Consider the following 14,134-nt stretch of genomic DNA (forward strand, 5'->3'; position numbering starts at 1 on the left):
GAGCATGACGATTCCGCGGCGCGATCTTATTCCTGCGTGTCTGGCGCAGCGGCCCATTTCAGAAGCGCGTCCAGCATCGGGCACAACGATTGCCCCCACTCCGTGAAGCTATACTCGACTTTCGGCGGAACCTGATGGTGGACGAGGCGTGTCACGATTCCGTCTGCTTCCAACCCTCGTAACCGCTGAACCAGCATCTTTTGTGAAATCGCCGGGATCGCGCGCTCGAGATCGGAGAACCGGAGACGCTGAATGACGAGCGCTCGCGCAAGACCAGCCAACCTACCGGACGGTGTGGAATTCGTCGCGGCGGACCTGCTGTCATCCGCTGGCTGCTCCGACTTGGCCCGGGCAGCGATTGCGGCGTTCGGGGGTGTCGACATCATCGTCAACGTACTCGGCGGCTCGAGCGCCCCGGGCGGCGGCTTTTCGGCGCTCGACGACGAGACCTGGGACAGGGAGATACAACAGAACCTGATGGCGGCGGTCCGCCTCGACCGAGCCCTTGTCCCTGCCATGGTCGAGCGTGGGCACGGAATCGTCGTGCATGTCACGTCGATCCAGCGCCAGCTCCCCCTGCCGGAATCCACCACCGCCTACGCCGCGGCGAAAGGCGCGCTCTCCACCTACAGCAAGGCCTTGTCCAGGGAGGTCTCGCCCAAAGGCGTCAGGGTCGTTCGCATCTCTCCGGGATGGGTCGAGACCGAAGCATCGATCCAGCTGGCGGAACGCCTCGCGGCCGAAGCGGGGACGGATTATGAAGGGGGCAAGCAGATCATCATGAACAGCATTGGCGGCATCCCACTCGGACGCCCCGCAAAGCCCCAGGAAGTCGCGAGTCTGATCCTGTTCCTCGTATCACCCCATGCGTCCTCGATCAGCGGGACCGAATACATCATCGATGGGGGCACGATACCGACCGTGTGAGGAAGGCGCGACGCCCCGGCCGAAGGAGACGCGCAAGTCTTGCCGAAGGACCGGTCTTGCCAGATCTCCCGGCTCCAAGAGTGCTCACGAAACTCCCGGCCACGGTCGGCCCTCGCTCGGAGCACGACGGCGCAAAGGCAGTTCGGTGAGAGATACTGAGACGCCGTTGTGCATTGGGCCGTCATGCGAGCCTAACCTCGCGCGACGACTTGGCTGCGCCGCTCTGTGACCTTCATCACGGACGATCCGGTCCATGAAGAGCCATAGGGCGAGGCGTCGCGCCGACACGAGGCTGCAGGACGGATCGGACGATGACGGTGAAACAGAGCAGTGCCTTCGGCGGGAGTACCCGTTCCGGTGCGAAGAAGACCCTGGGGGCGACGCTGCGCGTGGAGCGCCGTCCTCGCAGATCCGGTCCGAGGTTCGACCGTCGACGTATCGCTTGTCTGCGAAGTCTGGTCCCGAACGTGCGCCCGGCCTCGCGACTTCAGGGGACGCGGCCGTGAGCACGCCACACAGGCTCACCCGCATCCTGGCGGCCAATCCTTTCTTCGCCGAACTGGGCCAGGAAGCCATCCAAAGCATCGCCGGCCTGTGCAGGACGGTGAGCGTCGCGCGAAACGAGGTACTTTTCCAGAAGGGCGATCCGGGCGATGCTCTCTACGCGATCCGTCGCGGGCAGATCCGCATCGCCGCTTGCAGCGAGGAGGGGCGGTCCGTGACGCTGAATCTCCTCGGGGCCGGTGATGTCTTCGGCGAGATTGCCCTTCTGGACGGCCATGCCCGCACCGCAGAGGCCGTCGCACTCGAGGCGACGGATCTCTTCGTCATCGAGCGGCGGGACTTCCTTGGCCTTCTCACGCATGACGCAACCCTGGCGGTCCGGATCATCGAATTCCTGTGCCAAAGACTGCGCTGGATGAGCGAGCGGATGGAGGAAGCCACGCTGCTTCCTCTCGACGCTCGATTGGCACGCCGACTGATCATGTTGTCCGAGGATTACGGTGCCGAGATTCAGGTGACGCAGCAAGAGCTTGCGGCTTATGTTGGCGCGGCGCGGGAAAGCGTGAACCGCGTTCTTCAGGATTGGCGTCGGTCCGGCATCATCGATCTTGGGCGTTCACGCGTGAATGTGAAGTTCGCACAGCGTTTGGCGGCCCTCGGTGGGCCGTCCCGGATCTGAGGCGGCAGAAGGGATCCAAATCATGAAAAACACGGCACGAGTCGCGGCGGCACTCGCGGCCAGCATCGTCCCCGGTATCGCCCTTGCCCAAACGCGCTGCACGGAAACGACACGCTTCGATCCGCCCCTGCGGGTCCTGCATTGCACGGATGGTCTTTCACTGGAAACCGAGCGGTCGGCCACGCTGCGGCCGATCGATCGGAACGGCGACGGGCAACTGGAAGGCGCCGAGATCGGCGGCCGCGCCGTTCTGGTGACCCTGCCGCCCCGTTCGCGTCCCCGGAAGGGCGGCTTCCAGATCCTCACGCCCCACGCGATCGCCTCCGTGCGCGGCACGGTCTACGCCGTCGATGTGACCGACGCCAAAACGGCGGTGTTCGTGGCTCGCGGCCATGTCGTCGTCGCACGTCGTAACGCGCCGGGCGTTTCCGTCACGCTGGCCCCGGGTGAGGGCGTCGATGTCGACGGGGACCAGGGGCCCCTGGACGTGCGGCGGTGGCCGCAGGAACGCGTCAGAGGTTTGCTGGAACGCTTCGGGCAGTGAAAGCAGCGGGCCTGATGCAGGGGCGTGAGCCGATCTCGAACCGCCGTCGGGTGACCCGGCGCTTCGTCCTCCTTGCGTTGGTGACCGCTTTTGGCTGGAGCGGCGGGCTCGCCCATCTGCACATCGCCGGGCGGGCGACGCCTCTCGACCACGTCGAGGCGGCCATGACGGACCTGCGCATGCGGCTGGCCGGTCGGCGCGCCCCCCCCGAAGAGATCGCGATCGTCGCCATCGACGACGACATCGTCCGCCGGGACGGAGGCTTCCCCATCTCGCGCGCGACGATGGCGCGGCTGATCGAGACGATCGCCGCCGCCCGCCCGCGCGCGCTCGCCGTGGATGTTCTGTTCCTGGAAGACGGGCGCCAGCCGGAGGCGGATCGTGCCCTCGCCGCTGCCCTTGCCAAGGTGCCCGCCGTGTTGGCGGCGGCGGCCGTTTTCAACGAGGTGACGAACGAGGACGGTATCCCGGTCGCCACCGCCGTGCACCGGCCGATACCGGGGATCGGCGCGACCGCGCTGTCGGGGATCGTCAATGTGTCCGAGGACGCTGCGGGCGTGCCGCGGCACCTTCCCCTGGTTGCGATGACGGATGAGGGCGTGGCCACGGCTTTCGTCCTGCGCGCGGCGGCCCTGGCCGCCCGGACCGATCCGGTCCTGGGCGAGGGACAGGTCCGGATCGGCTCTGCCGTCATCCCGCTCGATCTCGGCTATCATCTTCCTCTTCGTCCCTATGGGCCGCGGCGCACGATCCGGACCCTCAGCGCCGCCGCGCTCCTGGATGGTACGGCAGCGGTGGCATCTCTGAGCGACCGCATCGTCGTGATCGGCGCGACGGCACTCGGAGGCAGCGACACCTTTGCCACGGCGTTCGATCCGGTGATGCCCGGCGTAGAACTATTGGCGACCGGCATCGCCCACCTGACCACGGGGGACAGCTTGGTGCGCGATGCCCGCGTGCGGCGGCTCGACGCCCTGGCGGCCGTGACTCTCGCGGGCGCCGCCGTGCTTCTGATCGCGCTGGCGCCGCCTGGCCCGGCGACCATTCTCGTGCTGATCTTGCTGGCTGCGTGGTTTGCCGTGGGCACCGTCGCCTTTAGCCATGGCATCTGGTTGAGCGCCGCCCTGCCAGTCGCAGCGGCCGGACTGCCGATGCTTCTGTGTGCGGTGGCGCGGCAGATACTGGATCGCCACCGAGGCGTGCGGCTGGCGCAATCGGAACAGGCCCTGCGCCAGCTTCAACCCGCAGCCCTCGCGGATCGTCTCGCCTGGGACCCGACTTATCTCGCTGAGCCCCTCGCGCGCGAGATCCCGGTGCTCTTCATCGATCTCACCGGATTCACTCGCCAGAGCGAGCGCCTTGGCCCGGTGCGCACCCGCAACATCCTCAAGACGTTTCACGATCTCGTGGACGAGACGGCCTCGTCACACGGAGGTCTCGTCGTCAATTTCATGGGCGACGGCGCGATGGTCGTGTTCGGCGCATTGGACCCCGATCCGGCGCGAGCGGAAAACGCCGTGCGGGCAACCGAAGACCTCATCCGACGCACCCGGGATTGGATCGCACGCGACCTTGAACTGGCGGGCGCAGGACGCGCGCTCGATGTGCGCATCGGCGCTCATTACGGGCCGGTCATTCTCTCGCGCCTCGGAAGCGACACCAATCAGCACATCACGGCGACAGGCGATACGGTCAACGTCGCGAGCCGCCTGCTGGCGGTGGCCTCCGAGAGAACGTCACGCCTCGCCGTGAGCGCCGATCTGCTGAAAGCCGCCGGCATCGATACACCGGATGACATTTTCGACGAGCAACAGATTGCGGCCATCCGTGGACGCGCTCAGCCGATAGAGGTTTGGCTGCGGCACGATCCACCTCCGCCGTGATATTCTTCGAGCCGAGGCGAACGCTCAGGTATTCGTGACCCAGATCACAGAGATCAATCATCATCGAGGGCAGAGTGCTTCCACCCCAACAGGGAGAAGCACGATGAAGACAAATTCGACGAAGATGATGATTGCAGCCGGTCTCGCGCTCGCGACTTTGGCTGCCGGTAGTCTCAGTGCGGATGCCCGCGGGTTCAGACACGGCGGCTTTCACGGCGGCTTTGGCCATCATGGAGGCTTCGGTCACCGCGGGTTCGGGCACGGGCGGTTCGGGTACGGGCGGTTCGGGCATGATCGACGTTTCTACCACCGCGGGCTCCGCCAGCGCTTCGGCGGGCTCCCCTGGGTCGCTCCCGCAAGCGGCGACTTTCTCAGCTCCGATTTCGGCGATTGCCGCACCGTCTACACGCCCTTGTTCGACGGTTACGAGCGCGTCTGCGGCTGATCGGGCGCCAAGCTCTTCAGGTTTCGAACCGTAGAACGGCCGCCGCCGTACGCACGGCGGCGGCCCGGACACTCTCTTCGCCGCATCACGCCTTGCGGGGACGACGGGGCGCGTTTCGGCACGCTGGCCTCGGCCGTTGCGGAGATCTCGCGAGCCTCGTGAAAGACAATGCTATCGCGTTGAAAACAAATTGGGTCATGGTCCAGCACCGTATCGGCGGGGACAGCTCTACTTGGACAGGGGGAACCGCAATGGCACAGACATGGGATCGAAAGAGATTCAGCGGCTTCATTGCGCGCGCGATACTGACGCTCATCTTCACAGCTGCGGCCGGCATGAAGTTTGCCGCACTGCCCTTCGAGGTCGCCGGCTTCGAGCGCTTCGGCTACCCGCTCTGGTTCATGTACGTGATCGGGGCTCTGCAACTGCTCGGCGCGGTATTGCTCTGGGTTCGCGGCTTCACCGCAGCCGGAGCGACACTGCTCGCCATCCTGATGGCCGGCGCCGTCGGCAGCCACTGGTATGCGGGTGATCCTGCCGCGACGATGCTTCCTCCGCTCCTGCTGCTGATTGCGCTTGCCGGGCTCGCCTATGCCCGTCATGCGGAGTTTGCCGCGATGCCCTTGATAAACGCGTCGCGACCCGAACGCCGCCACTGGTCCTGATCTTGACTTGATCTGGTCTTTTCCGAGAGCGCTTCGCATCATCCGTTCTGGGTGCTCATTCTCGAGAAGGAGGATCGCGAGCCTTCCCGTTGGCCGAGCCTTCCCGTTGGCATTGAGCAGAAGCGAAGAGGATTGCGAAGTCGTATGGCCAGAGACGAAGAGGATCGAGTTCTCATCGCCGGTGGCGGCATCGCGGGCCTCGCCATGCGGCGGGCGCTGCGGCGGCGCGGGCTGCCTTCGCTCACCCTGGAGCGGCGTGGAGAGCCGGCGGATGCGGGCCTCGCCATCAACCTGCCGGGCAATGCGGTCCAGGCTCTCGGCCAACTCGGCCTGGGCGACGCCTTGCGCAGGGTCGGCGCACCCATTCAGCGGCGCGAATACCGTACCGAGAGCGGGCGCCTCCTCTTCGCCGTCGACGAGACGGCGTTCTGGGGCGAGGCGGCACGGCCTCATTGTCTCCGTCGCGCCGACCTGCTGCGCCTTCTGACGCTCGACCTCGAGCCGGACGACATCCGAAGCGGATGCGAGGTCGCCGCCGTCAGGCAGGGGCCGCACGGTGTCACCGCCGAATGCCTGGACGGAAGTGTCGAAACCGGGGGGCTGCTCGTCGGCGCGGACGGGGTACATTCGCGGGTCCGACGCAGCACATTCGGCGATCGTGCGCTCGACGCGGCGATGCTGGCCCCGGCGAGCTGGCGCTTCATGGCGCCGAATCCGGGCCTCGACGCCTGGACACTCTGGGCGGGATCGGGCGGATTGTTCCTGCTCATCCCCGTCGGCCGGGGCGAGGTCTATGGCTGGGTCTCCGTCTTCAAGGCTGCCGGACAGGGGCGGGACTTGGCCGCCTCGCGCGCTGCCTTCGCGTCGTTCCCGCGTCTCGTCCGCGACACCCTCGATGTGGTTCTGGCCGAGCCGGGCGGGCTCTATCACTCCCCCCTCGAAGAGGTTCGGGTTCCGAGCTGGAACCGGGACCGGGTGGTGCTGGTCGGAGATGCCGCGCACGCGACCGCGCCGGTCTGGGCCCAGGGCGCCGCCCTCGCCCTGGAAGACGCGCTCGTGCTGAGCGCTCTGCTGGCGGAGAGAACGGACTGGGGCACGGTGGGTGCACACTACGAAGCGCTGCGCCGGCCTCGCGTGACCCATGTCCAGGCCATGACCGATCGCCTGTCCCGCACCGCGCGGATGCCGGGCTGGGCCAGAAACCTCCTGCTTCCCGTGATCGGCCCGCGCAGCTACCGTGCCACGTACTCCCCGCTCCGCACGCCAGTGTCAGCCTGAGGCTGGCTCCGGCGATCTCATCCTTCCCCTGATGAGGGGTCGTACCCCCGACCGTGGGAACCAGGAGAACGTTCCCGGACGCTGGTCCTCGGGACAGACGAATATGCCGGCCCGCTAACGACCGTGATCGGTGCGAACCAGGCGATGCCGATCCTATGCGGGGATGAGCCACGCTAGACGGCGCATGGCTCGGCTCGCACGAGAGGGACCGTTCATGGAAAAACGATGGCCCGAAGGCTGGAGTGAGTGTCCGGATGGATCGGCTGCGGAAGGAAACCTGTAGCCGCAGTTTCCGATCGACCCGACGATGGTGTTTCACAATCCGACTGCTTTGCGGACTTCGCCGAACCATCGGGTCGGGAAGCGGTCACAGTTGAACGAAGCCCGCTCACTCAAAATCTTTCGGTGAGCATGGATTAAAGCGCGCCCTGCCGCGTAGCTTCACTCCGCGAGATCGGATTGCAAAACAAGTTGATTGTTAACGCATGGCCACTTTTAGAGGTTTCGGTTCAGGGCATAGCCTCTTGACAACGATCAATAGGGGCGATCCTATGATTTCAAGTCTATCTTTTCTGTGTGAGCGAAAGCGTTAGCTGCCCAGACCGCGCAGAGGCCGTCCTCGAGGATACGCTTCGTCGGAACACATGTGATCTGACTATCGCTGCGACGACCGCCCGAAGAACGAAGGCGGCGCGCGTAGGGGAGAAACGATGAGTGACGCATCCGACGGCGTGCGGCGGACAAGGTCCATCGTGCGTGCGCCGCAGAGCTTCGTGGCCGGCATCGCGCTGGTTCTGCTCGGGATGTTTGGCATCTGGGCCGCAAGCGATCTGCCACGGGGCACCCTCGGGTCCATGGGGCCCGGCATGCTGCCGCACTGGGTCGCGATCGGTGTCGCCATCTGCGGCGGCGTGCTGGCCTTGACGGGGCTCGTCCGTGAAGGCGCTGGCCTCCAGACCTTCGGCTTGCGCGGCCCAGTCACCGTCGTGCTGGCGATCCTCGCCTTCGCGGTCACGATCCGTCCCTTTTCCCTCGGCCCCGTCGCCAGTCCCGGCCTCGGCCTGATCATCGCGGGACCGCTCGCGGTGATCATCGGGGGCTACGCCACACCCGAAGCGCGATTTCGCGAACTTCTGATCCTGGCCCTGCTTCTCACCGCCGGTTGCATGATGCTGTTCGGGGACCTGCTCAACCTGCCCATCCCCATCTTTCCCACCGTCCTCATCGAGGCGGCGAGCGGCACGATCCCGTCGCGCGTGATGCTGAGGCTCGGGGCCGGCGCCCTCGCCCTTGCGGGACTCGGCCTGCTCGCCATGCAGCGCCGCTCCACCCACCGAGGTCGGATCGAAGTCGCGCCGCACACGATGTCGATCTGATCGGGAGCGCGGCACGTGACGGATCTCCTCGCCAATCTCGGCCTCGGCTTTGCCGTCGCGCTGAGCCTGCAGAACGTGACGCTGTGCTTCTTGGGCTGTCTCGTCGGCACCCTGATCGGCGTGTTGCCCGGCGTCGGCCCGATCGCCACCATCGCGATGCTCCTGCCGATCACCTTTGGGCTCGATCCCGTCGGCGCCCTGATCATGCTCGCGGGGATCTATTACGGGGCGCAATACGGCGGCTCCACCACGGCAATCCTGGTCAACATCCCCGGTGAGGCGACGTCGGTCGTCACCACCCTCGACGGGCACCAGATGGCCCGTCAGGGGCGGGCCGGAGTAGCCCTCGGCATCGCCGCCATCGGCTCGTTCTTTGCCGGCACCGTCGCCACGCTGCTGATCGCGGCGCTCGGCGCACCGCTGACGCGCCTCGCGCTGATCTTCGGGCCCGCGGAGTACTTCGCCCTGATGGTGATGGGGCTCGCCTTCGCCGTCGTCCTCGCACACGGCTCCGTGCTCAAGGCCGTGGCCATGATCCTGGTCGGAATCCTGCTCGCCGCCGTGGGCACCGACCTCGAGACCGGCCAGGAGCGCATGACCTTCGGCGTCGTCTTCCTCACCGACGGCGTCGATTTCTCGGTCCTGGCGATGGGCCTGTTCGGGGTCGCCGAGATCCTGCGTAACCTCGACCAGACCGAGACCCGTGAGATCGCCCGGGCGCGGATCGGCCGCCTGCTGCCCAGTCTCGCGGATCTTCGGCAGGCCGCACCCTCGGCTCTGCGCGGGACGGCGATCGGGTCGATCCTGGGCATCCTGCCCGGCAATGGTGCCGTCCTCGGCCCCTTCGCCTCCTACACGATCGAGAAGCGGCTCGCTCGCGATCCGAGCCGTTTCGGGCGCGGCGCCATCGAAGGGGTGGCTGGTCCGGAGAGCGCCAACAATGCCGGGGCGCAGACGGCCTTCATCCCGCTCCTTACCCTCGGCATTCCGCCGAACGCCGTGATGGCGCTGATGGTCGGCGCGATGACGATCCACGGCATCGTTCCGGGGCCCGGCGTGATGACCAAGAACCCCAACCTGTTCTGGGGCATGATCGCGTCGATGTGGATCGGCAACCTCATGCTCCTCGTCATCAACCTGCCCCTCGTCGGCATCTGGGTGCGCCTGTTGAAGGTGCCCTACCGGCTGATGTTCCCCGCGATCCTGATGTTTTGCTCGATCGGCATCTACTCGATCAATTCCCTGCCCACCGACGTGATGCTGATCGCGGCCTTCGGAGTGTTCGGATACGGGCTGATCAAGTTCGGCTTCGAGCCCGCGCCGCTGCTACTCGGCTTCGTCCTGGGCAAGCTGATGGAGGAATACCTGCGCCGTGCCCTCACCCTGTCGCGCGGCGACGCCCTGGTGTTCCTCGAGCGCCCGGTCAGCGCGGTGCTGTTCCTCGTCGCCTTCACCATCCTGGCGGCGGCGCTGCTGCCCTCGCTGCGGCGAAGCCGGGACGAGGTGTTCACGGAGGCCTGACGGAGCGGACGCCTCGGCGTCCTTCGACGGCGGACACGATAACCAGAAACGAAAAGGATGAGGAATATGAGAAGGGCTCTCGCCATCGGCCTCCTGTCGGCGCTCGCCGCCGTCAGCGCTGCAGCCGATACCTATCCCCAGCGTCCGATCACCATGGTGGTGCCTTTCGCGGCCGGTGGACCGACCGACGTGGTGGCGCGGATCGTCGCCGAACCTATGTCCCGCGCGCTGGGCCAGCAGGTCGTTGTCGAGAACGTCACCGGAGCCGGCGGCACCACCGGCATCACCCGTGCATCACAGGCCTCGCCCGACGGCTACACCATCATGATGGGCCACATGGGCACGCATGGCGCGGCACCGGCCCTGTTCAAAGGCCTGAAATACGATCCGGCCAAGAGCTTCGATCCCATCGGCCTCGCCGCCGGCACGCCGATCGTCATCGTCGCCAAGAAGGGCTTCCCGGCGCAGGATCTCAAAAGCTTCATCGAGGCGATCAAGGCGGGCGGCCCCTCGATAAACCAGGCCCATGCGGGCGTCGGCTCGGTCTCGCATTCGACGGGCGTGCTCTTCGACTCGCTCACCGGCGCCAAACCCACGCTCGTCGTCTATCGCGGCACGGGGCCTGCGCTGAACGACCTGATGGCGAACCAGGTCGACTTCATGACGGATCAGATCGTCAACGTCGCCCCGCAGATCGCCGGCGGCACGATCAAGGCCTATGCCATCGCGACGCCCGAGCGTTCCCCGAGCCTGCCCGACGTGCCGACGACGAAGGAGGCCGGCCTGCCCGGCTACGAGGTCAGCGCCTGGAACGCCGTGTTCGCGCCGAAAGGCCTGCCGGCGGATGTCCGGGCCAAGCTCGTGGCGGCTCTCGCGACGGCGCTCAAGGACCCGGGCACGACGAAGCGCATCCTCGATCTCGGCGGCACGGTGCCGAAGGATGCCGAGGCCGGCCCGGACGCTCTGCAGGCGCTCGTCGAACGCGAGGTGGCGCGGTGGACCCCCGTGCTCCGCTCCGCCGTCGAAGCCAATCCCTGAACCCGCGATCAGAGCCGGTATCTCCTTGGGGGGATTGCCGGCTCTGCCGACAATCCGAGGTGCCCGTCTGCGCATGTGCAGGCGGGATAGTGGGCACCTGCCCAGTGCTCGATCGCTTCGCCGAGCCGGAGCAGCAGAGGCGTTTTCGACGTGGAATCCTACCTCACCTCCTCCTTCCTGTTGTCGCTCCTGCAGATCGTCTGGATCGACATCATCCTGTCGGGCGACAATGCGGTGGTCATTGCCATGGCCTGCCGCGGCCTGCCCGAGCGGCAGCGGCGGATCGGCGTATTCGCAGGTGCTTTCGCGGCGGCTCTGCTGCGGATCTTCTTCGCCGTCATCATCTCGCAGTTGCTGGCGGTGCCCCTGCTGAAGGTGGCCGGTGGCCTCATCCTGCTGCATATCGCGGTCAAGCTCGTGCGCGGCGAGGAGGAAGATGAGAGCGCCATCAAGGAGCATTCCAGCCTGCCCAAGGCGATCTGGACCATCGTGGTGGCCGACGCCGTGATGAGCTTCGACAACGTCGTCGCTGTGGCGGGCGCCGCCAAGGGACACGACGAACTCTTCATCATCGGCCTGGCTCTCTCGGTACCGCTGCTTGTGGTCGGCGCCAGCCTGATCACCCGGCTGATCGACCGGTTCCCGATCCTGATTTGGTTCGGCGGCGGGCTGTTGGGTTGGGTGGCCGGCGAGATGATCGCGACGGATCGGCTCGTTCAAGAGCACATGGTCGCGCTCATGCCCCCAACCCTGCAGGGCTTGGTCCCGCACGCGATAGGTGTGCTCGGCGCTACCCTCGTCATTGCCATCGGCCTCCGTCTCAAGCGCAGATCCGACAGGGCCGTCGCGCAGCAACAGGCAGCGGCCGTGGGCAGGGCAGAGGCGGACATGCTCGGGACTTGAAAGAAGCACGAGAAAGAAAGAGCTTCGCGTCACCTCTCCGGTGCATCGCACGACTGTCTCCGGCGTCAGCACGACAGATCGCCGATATGAGAAAAGCCTCGTCTTCAAGGCGCAGGGCTGATGCGCTTGGCCGTAAGGTAAAGACTACGGTAACTCAGGTGGTCAACGTCACCAGCTTGGGCGGGGTGTTGTTGTTTTCAATCACCAACCGCCGGTTCGCTCAACGGTAAGGTCGGGTGGTTTGCCGTCAGTCGGCTATCGTTCGATCAGATCCGCATGCGGTCGATCAAGACCCTAAGACCTCCGGAGACATGCCGTCGGCTCGGATAGTAGAGGAACAGGTCTCCCTTCACGGGGCACCATTCCTCCAGGCACAGGACCAGTGTCCCGGCGTCGAGGTGCGGCCTGGCGCGATCCTCCCAGACGTAGGCGAGGCCGCCTCCCTTGGCGGCCACCTCGATCATCAGTTGCTGGTCGTCGAGGGTGATAGGACCATCGACCTCGACCTCGATGGCCTCGCCGTCGCGCTCGAACCGCCAGTTGAACATCTTGCCACTGGGGAAGCGGTATCGGATGCCGGTATGCCGTGCGAGGTCCCGTGGATGCTCTGGACGAGAGTTCTTGCTCAGGTAATCCGGCGAAGCCACCACGACGAGACGCTGCACCGGGCCAATCCGGATGGCAACCATGTCGCGGGATAGCACTTCGCCGAACCGGATGCCGGCGTCAAAACCTTCCTCGACGATGTCGACCAAGCGGTCTGTGGACACGACGTCCAGGTGCAGACCCGGATTTCCCTCGGTCAGCGGAACCAGGACGTCGCGCAGCAGGAAGGGGGCAATCGAGGTTGGCAGGTTGATCCTGACCATGCCGAACGGCGTCTCCCGGAAGGTGTTCAGGCTCTCCTGAGCCCTCGCGATCTGGTCGAAGGCGGGTGCGAGTTCGGCGAGAAAGCGTTCGCCTGCGTCGGTCAAAGCAACGGATCGGGTCGTGCGCTGTAGCAACCGAACGCCGATGCGTTCCTCAAGGCTGCGGATTGCATGGCTGACAGCGGAGGAAGCGACGCCACGCTCAGTTGCGGCTTTCCGGAAGCTGCGATGCTTGGCAACGGCCAGGAAGGTCGACATCTCACCGAGCTCGCTCGCGCGCATTGTTCACTTCCATTCATCACCGCGCGCAGAAACTAGCAGGTTATCGCAGCAGTCGCCCGTCCTTAGGTTCGAGACACCAGCCCATCCGCGATCCGCGGGAATGGCGCCCACGACAGGAAACAACCCATGACGCGCATCGTACGCTTCCATGAAATCGGGGGCCCCGAGGTCCTCAAGGTCGAGGACGTGGCGGTACCGGCGCCGAAGGCCGGCGAGGTCCAGATCCGGGTCAAGGCGATGGGTCTGAACCGCGCCGAGGTGATGTTCCGGACCGGCCAGTACGTCACCGAGCCGACCTTCCCAGCCATCCTCGGGTACGAGGCCGCCGGCACCGTCGAAGCTCTCGGACCGGACGTCGATGGCCTCGCGCTGGGCGATGCCGTCAGTGTAATTCCCTGCTTCATGCTGGGGGAGTACGGCCTGCACGGCGAACTCGTGAACGCACCGGCCACCGGTGTAGTGAAGCACCCGGAGACGCTGTCCTGGGAGGAGGCGGCCGCCGCCTGGATGATGTTCACGACCGCCTACGGCGCGCTGATCGACATCGCGGACGTGAAGGCCGGCGAGACGGTGCTGATCCGCGCTGCGTCCAGCAGCGTCGGGCTCGCCGCCATTCAGATCACAAAGGCGCTTGGCGCCATCCCCATTGCGTTGACCCGGCGCAGCAACAAGCGCGACGAACTCCTGGCCCATGGTGCCGCCCATGTCATCGCCACGGAGGAGCAGGACCTCGTCGCCGAGGTGAGGCGGATCACGGACGGCAAGGGCGCTCGCGTCGCCTTCGACCCGGTCGGCGGACCGGAGGCCGGTAAGATCCTTGAGGCGTTGAGCTCCCTCGGGATCTTCTTTCAGTACGGCGCGCTCGACACCACGCCCATCACGATCCCGGTCCTGTCGCTGCTCGGCAAGAACCTCACCGTGCGTGGCTACCAACTCTTCGAGATCACCCAGGACCCGGAGCGTCTTCGGAAGGCCAAAGTGTATATCGTCGAGGGCCTCGCGTCAGGGGCACTCAAGCCAGTCATCGCGAAAACCTTCAAACTCGATGGCATCGCCGAGGCGCATCGGTTCATGGAAAGCAACGAGCAGATCGGAAAGATCGTCGTTACGGTCTAGAGCGCTCTCCGCCGAAGTGGATGCCGGTTCAGCGAAAAGGAGCGCGGCAAACAGAGGCTTAGAGATGTGTCCCGACCCAACGTGATCGGGCGCAGCTCTAGCCG

The 14,134-nt window shown here is 65.9% G+C and carries 13 protein-coding genes and 1 pseudogene; 12 read left to right on the forward strand and 2 right to left on the reverse strand.

The features are described 5' to 3' along the window. Positions 1 to 26: 26 nt before the first annotated feature. The gene (locus tag ACYQML_RS06860; RefSeq protein WP_419953588.1) at positions 27 to 281 is read right to left on the reverse strand and encodes a winged helix-turn-helix transcriptional regulator; all 255 of its coding nucleotides are present in this window, start codon (positions 279 to 281) and stop codon (positions 27 to 29) included. Between ACYQML_RS06860 and ACYQML_RS06865 the strand changes: the two are divergent. The 11 genes and pseudogenes from ACYQML_RS06865 to ACYQML_RS06915 form a co-directional block, all read left to right on the forward strand. Next, positions 253 to 927 (forward strand): annotated as a pseudogene (locus tag ACYQML_RS06865) (SDR family oxidoreductase); the annotation flags it as partial. The gene ACYQML_RS06860 and the pseudogene ACYQML_RS06865 overlap by 29 nt on opposite strands. 502 nt (positions 928 to 1,429) lie before the next feature. Next, positions 1,430 to 2,110 carry a Crp/Fnr family transcriptional regulator gene (locus tag ACYQML_RS06870; RefSeq protein WP_207410983.1) on the forward strand — a complete coding sequence of 227 codons (681 nt, stop codon included), beginning with the start codon at positions 1,430 to 1,432 and terminating at the stop codon, positions 2,108 to 2,110. A 22-nt stretch (positions 2,111 to 2,132) separates the two neighbouring features. After that, positions 2,133 to 2,654, forward strand: coding sequence for a FecR domain-containing protein (locus ACYQML_RS06875; protein WP_461235086.1), 522 nt, complete (start codon positions 2,133 to 2,135; stop codon positions 2,652 to 2,654). Next, positions 2,651 to 4,537, forward strand: coding sequence for a CHASE2 domain-containing protein (locus tag ACYQML_RS06880; RefSeq protein WP_461235087.1), 1,887 nt, complete (start codon positions 2,651 to 2,653; stop codon positions 4,535 to 4,537). Before ACYQML_RS06875 ends, ACYQML_RS06880 begins: the two co-directional genes overlap by 4 nt. Before the next feature lie 103 nt (positions 4,538 to 4,640). Continuing rightward, positions 4,641 to 4,982: a hypothetical protein gene (locus ACYQML_RS06885; RefSeq protein ID WP_419953590.1), complete on the forward strand. Its 342-nt coding sequence runs from the start codon at positions 4,641 to 4,643 to the stop codon at positions 4,980 to 4,982. Between the two features lie 251 nt (positions 4,983 to 5,233). Beyond that, complete coding sequence (locus ACYQML_RS06890) at positions 5,234 to 5,647, forward strand: DoxX family protein (RefSeq protein ID WP_419953591.1); 414 nt, start codon at positions 5,234 to 5,236, stop codon at positions 5,645 to 5,647. A 144-nt stretch (positions 5,648 to 5,791) separates the two neighbouring features. Next, on the forward strand, positions 5,792 to 6,925 hold the full coding sequence (locus ACYQML_RS06895; protein WP_461235088.1) for an FAD-dependent monooxygenase: 1,134 nt from the start codon (positions 5,792 to 5,794) through the stop codon (positions 6,923 to 6,925). A gap of 710 nt (positions 6,926 to 7,635) precedes the next feature. Next, positions 7,636 to 8,301 (forward strand): tripartite tricarboxylate transporter TctB family protein, encoded by a 666-nt coding sequence (locus tag ACYQML_RS06900; RefSeq protein ID WP_461235089.1) that lies wholly within the window; start codon positions 7,636 to 7,638, stop codon positions 8,299 to 8,301. A 15-nt stretch (positions 8,302 to 8,316) separates the two neighbouring features. After that, on the forward strand, positions 8,317 to 9,822 hold the full coding sequence (locus tag ACYQML_RS06905) for a tripartite tricarboxylate transporter permease (RefSeq protein ID WP_461235090.1): 1,506 nt from the start codon (positions 8,317 to 8,319) through the stop codon (positions 9,820 to 9,822). 66 nt (positions 9,823 to 9,888) lie between these two features. Next, on the forward strand, positions 9,889 to 10,860 hold the full coding sequence (locus ACYQML_RS06910) for a tripartite tricarboxylate transporter substrate-binding protein (protein WP_311275917.1): 972 nt from the start codon (positions 9,889 to 9,891) through the stop codon (positions 10,858 to 10,860). Between the two features lie 150 nt (positions 10,861 to 11,010). Further along, positions 11,011 to 11,763 (forward strand): TerC family protein, encoded by a 753-nt coding sequence (locus tag ACYQML_RS06915; RefSeq protein WP_461235091.1) that lies wholly within the window; start codon positions 11,011 to 11,013, stop codon positions 11,761 to 11,763. 266 nt (positions 11,764 to 12,029) lie between these two features. Here ACYQML_RS06915 and ACYQML_RS06920 read toward each other — a convergent pair whose 3' ends face one another. Beyond that, positions 12,030 to 12,914 carry a LysR family transcriptional regulator gene (locus tag ACYQML_RS06920; protein ID WP_461235092.1) on the reverse strand — a complete coding sequence of 295 codons (885 nt, stop codon included), beginning with the start codon at positions 12,912 to 12,914 and terminating at the stop codon, positions 12,030 to 12,032. Positions 12,915 to 13,040: 126 nt separating this feature from the next. Here ACYQML_RS06920 and ACYQML_RS06925 point away from each other — a divergent pair, with 126 nt between their 5' ends. Then, entirely contained in the window at positions 13,041 to 14,030 is a 990-nt protein-coding gene (locus ACYQML_RS06925; RefSeq protein WP_461235093.1) for a zinc-dependent alcohol dehydrogenase family protein, read from the forward strand. Positions 14,031 to 14,134: the final 104 nt, after the last annotated feature.

Source organism: Methylobacterium sp. CM6244, from assembly GCF_054817885.1.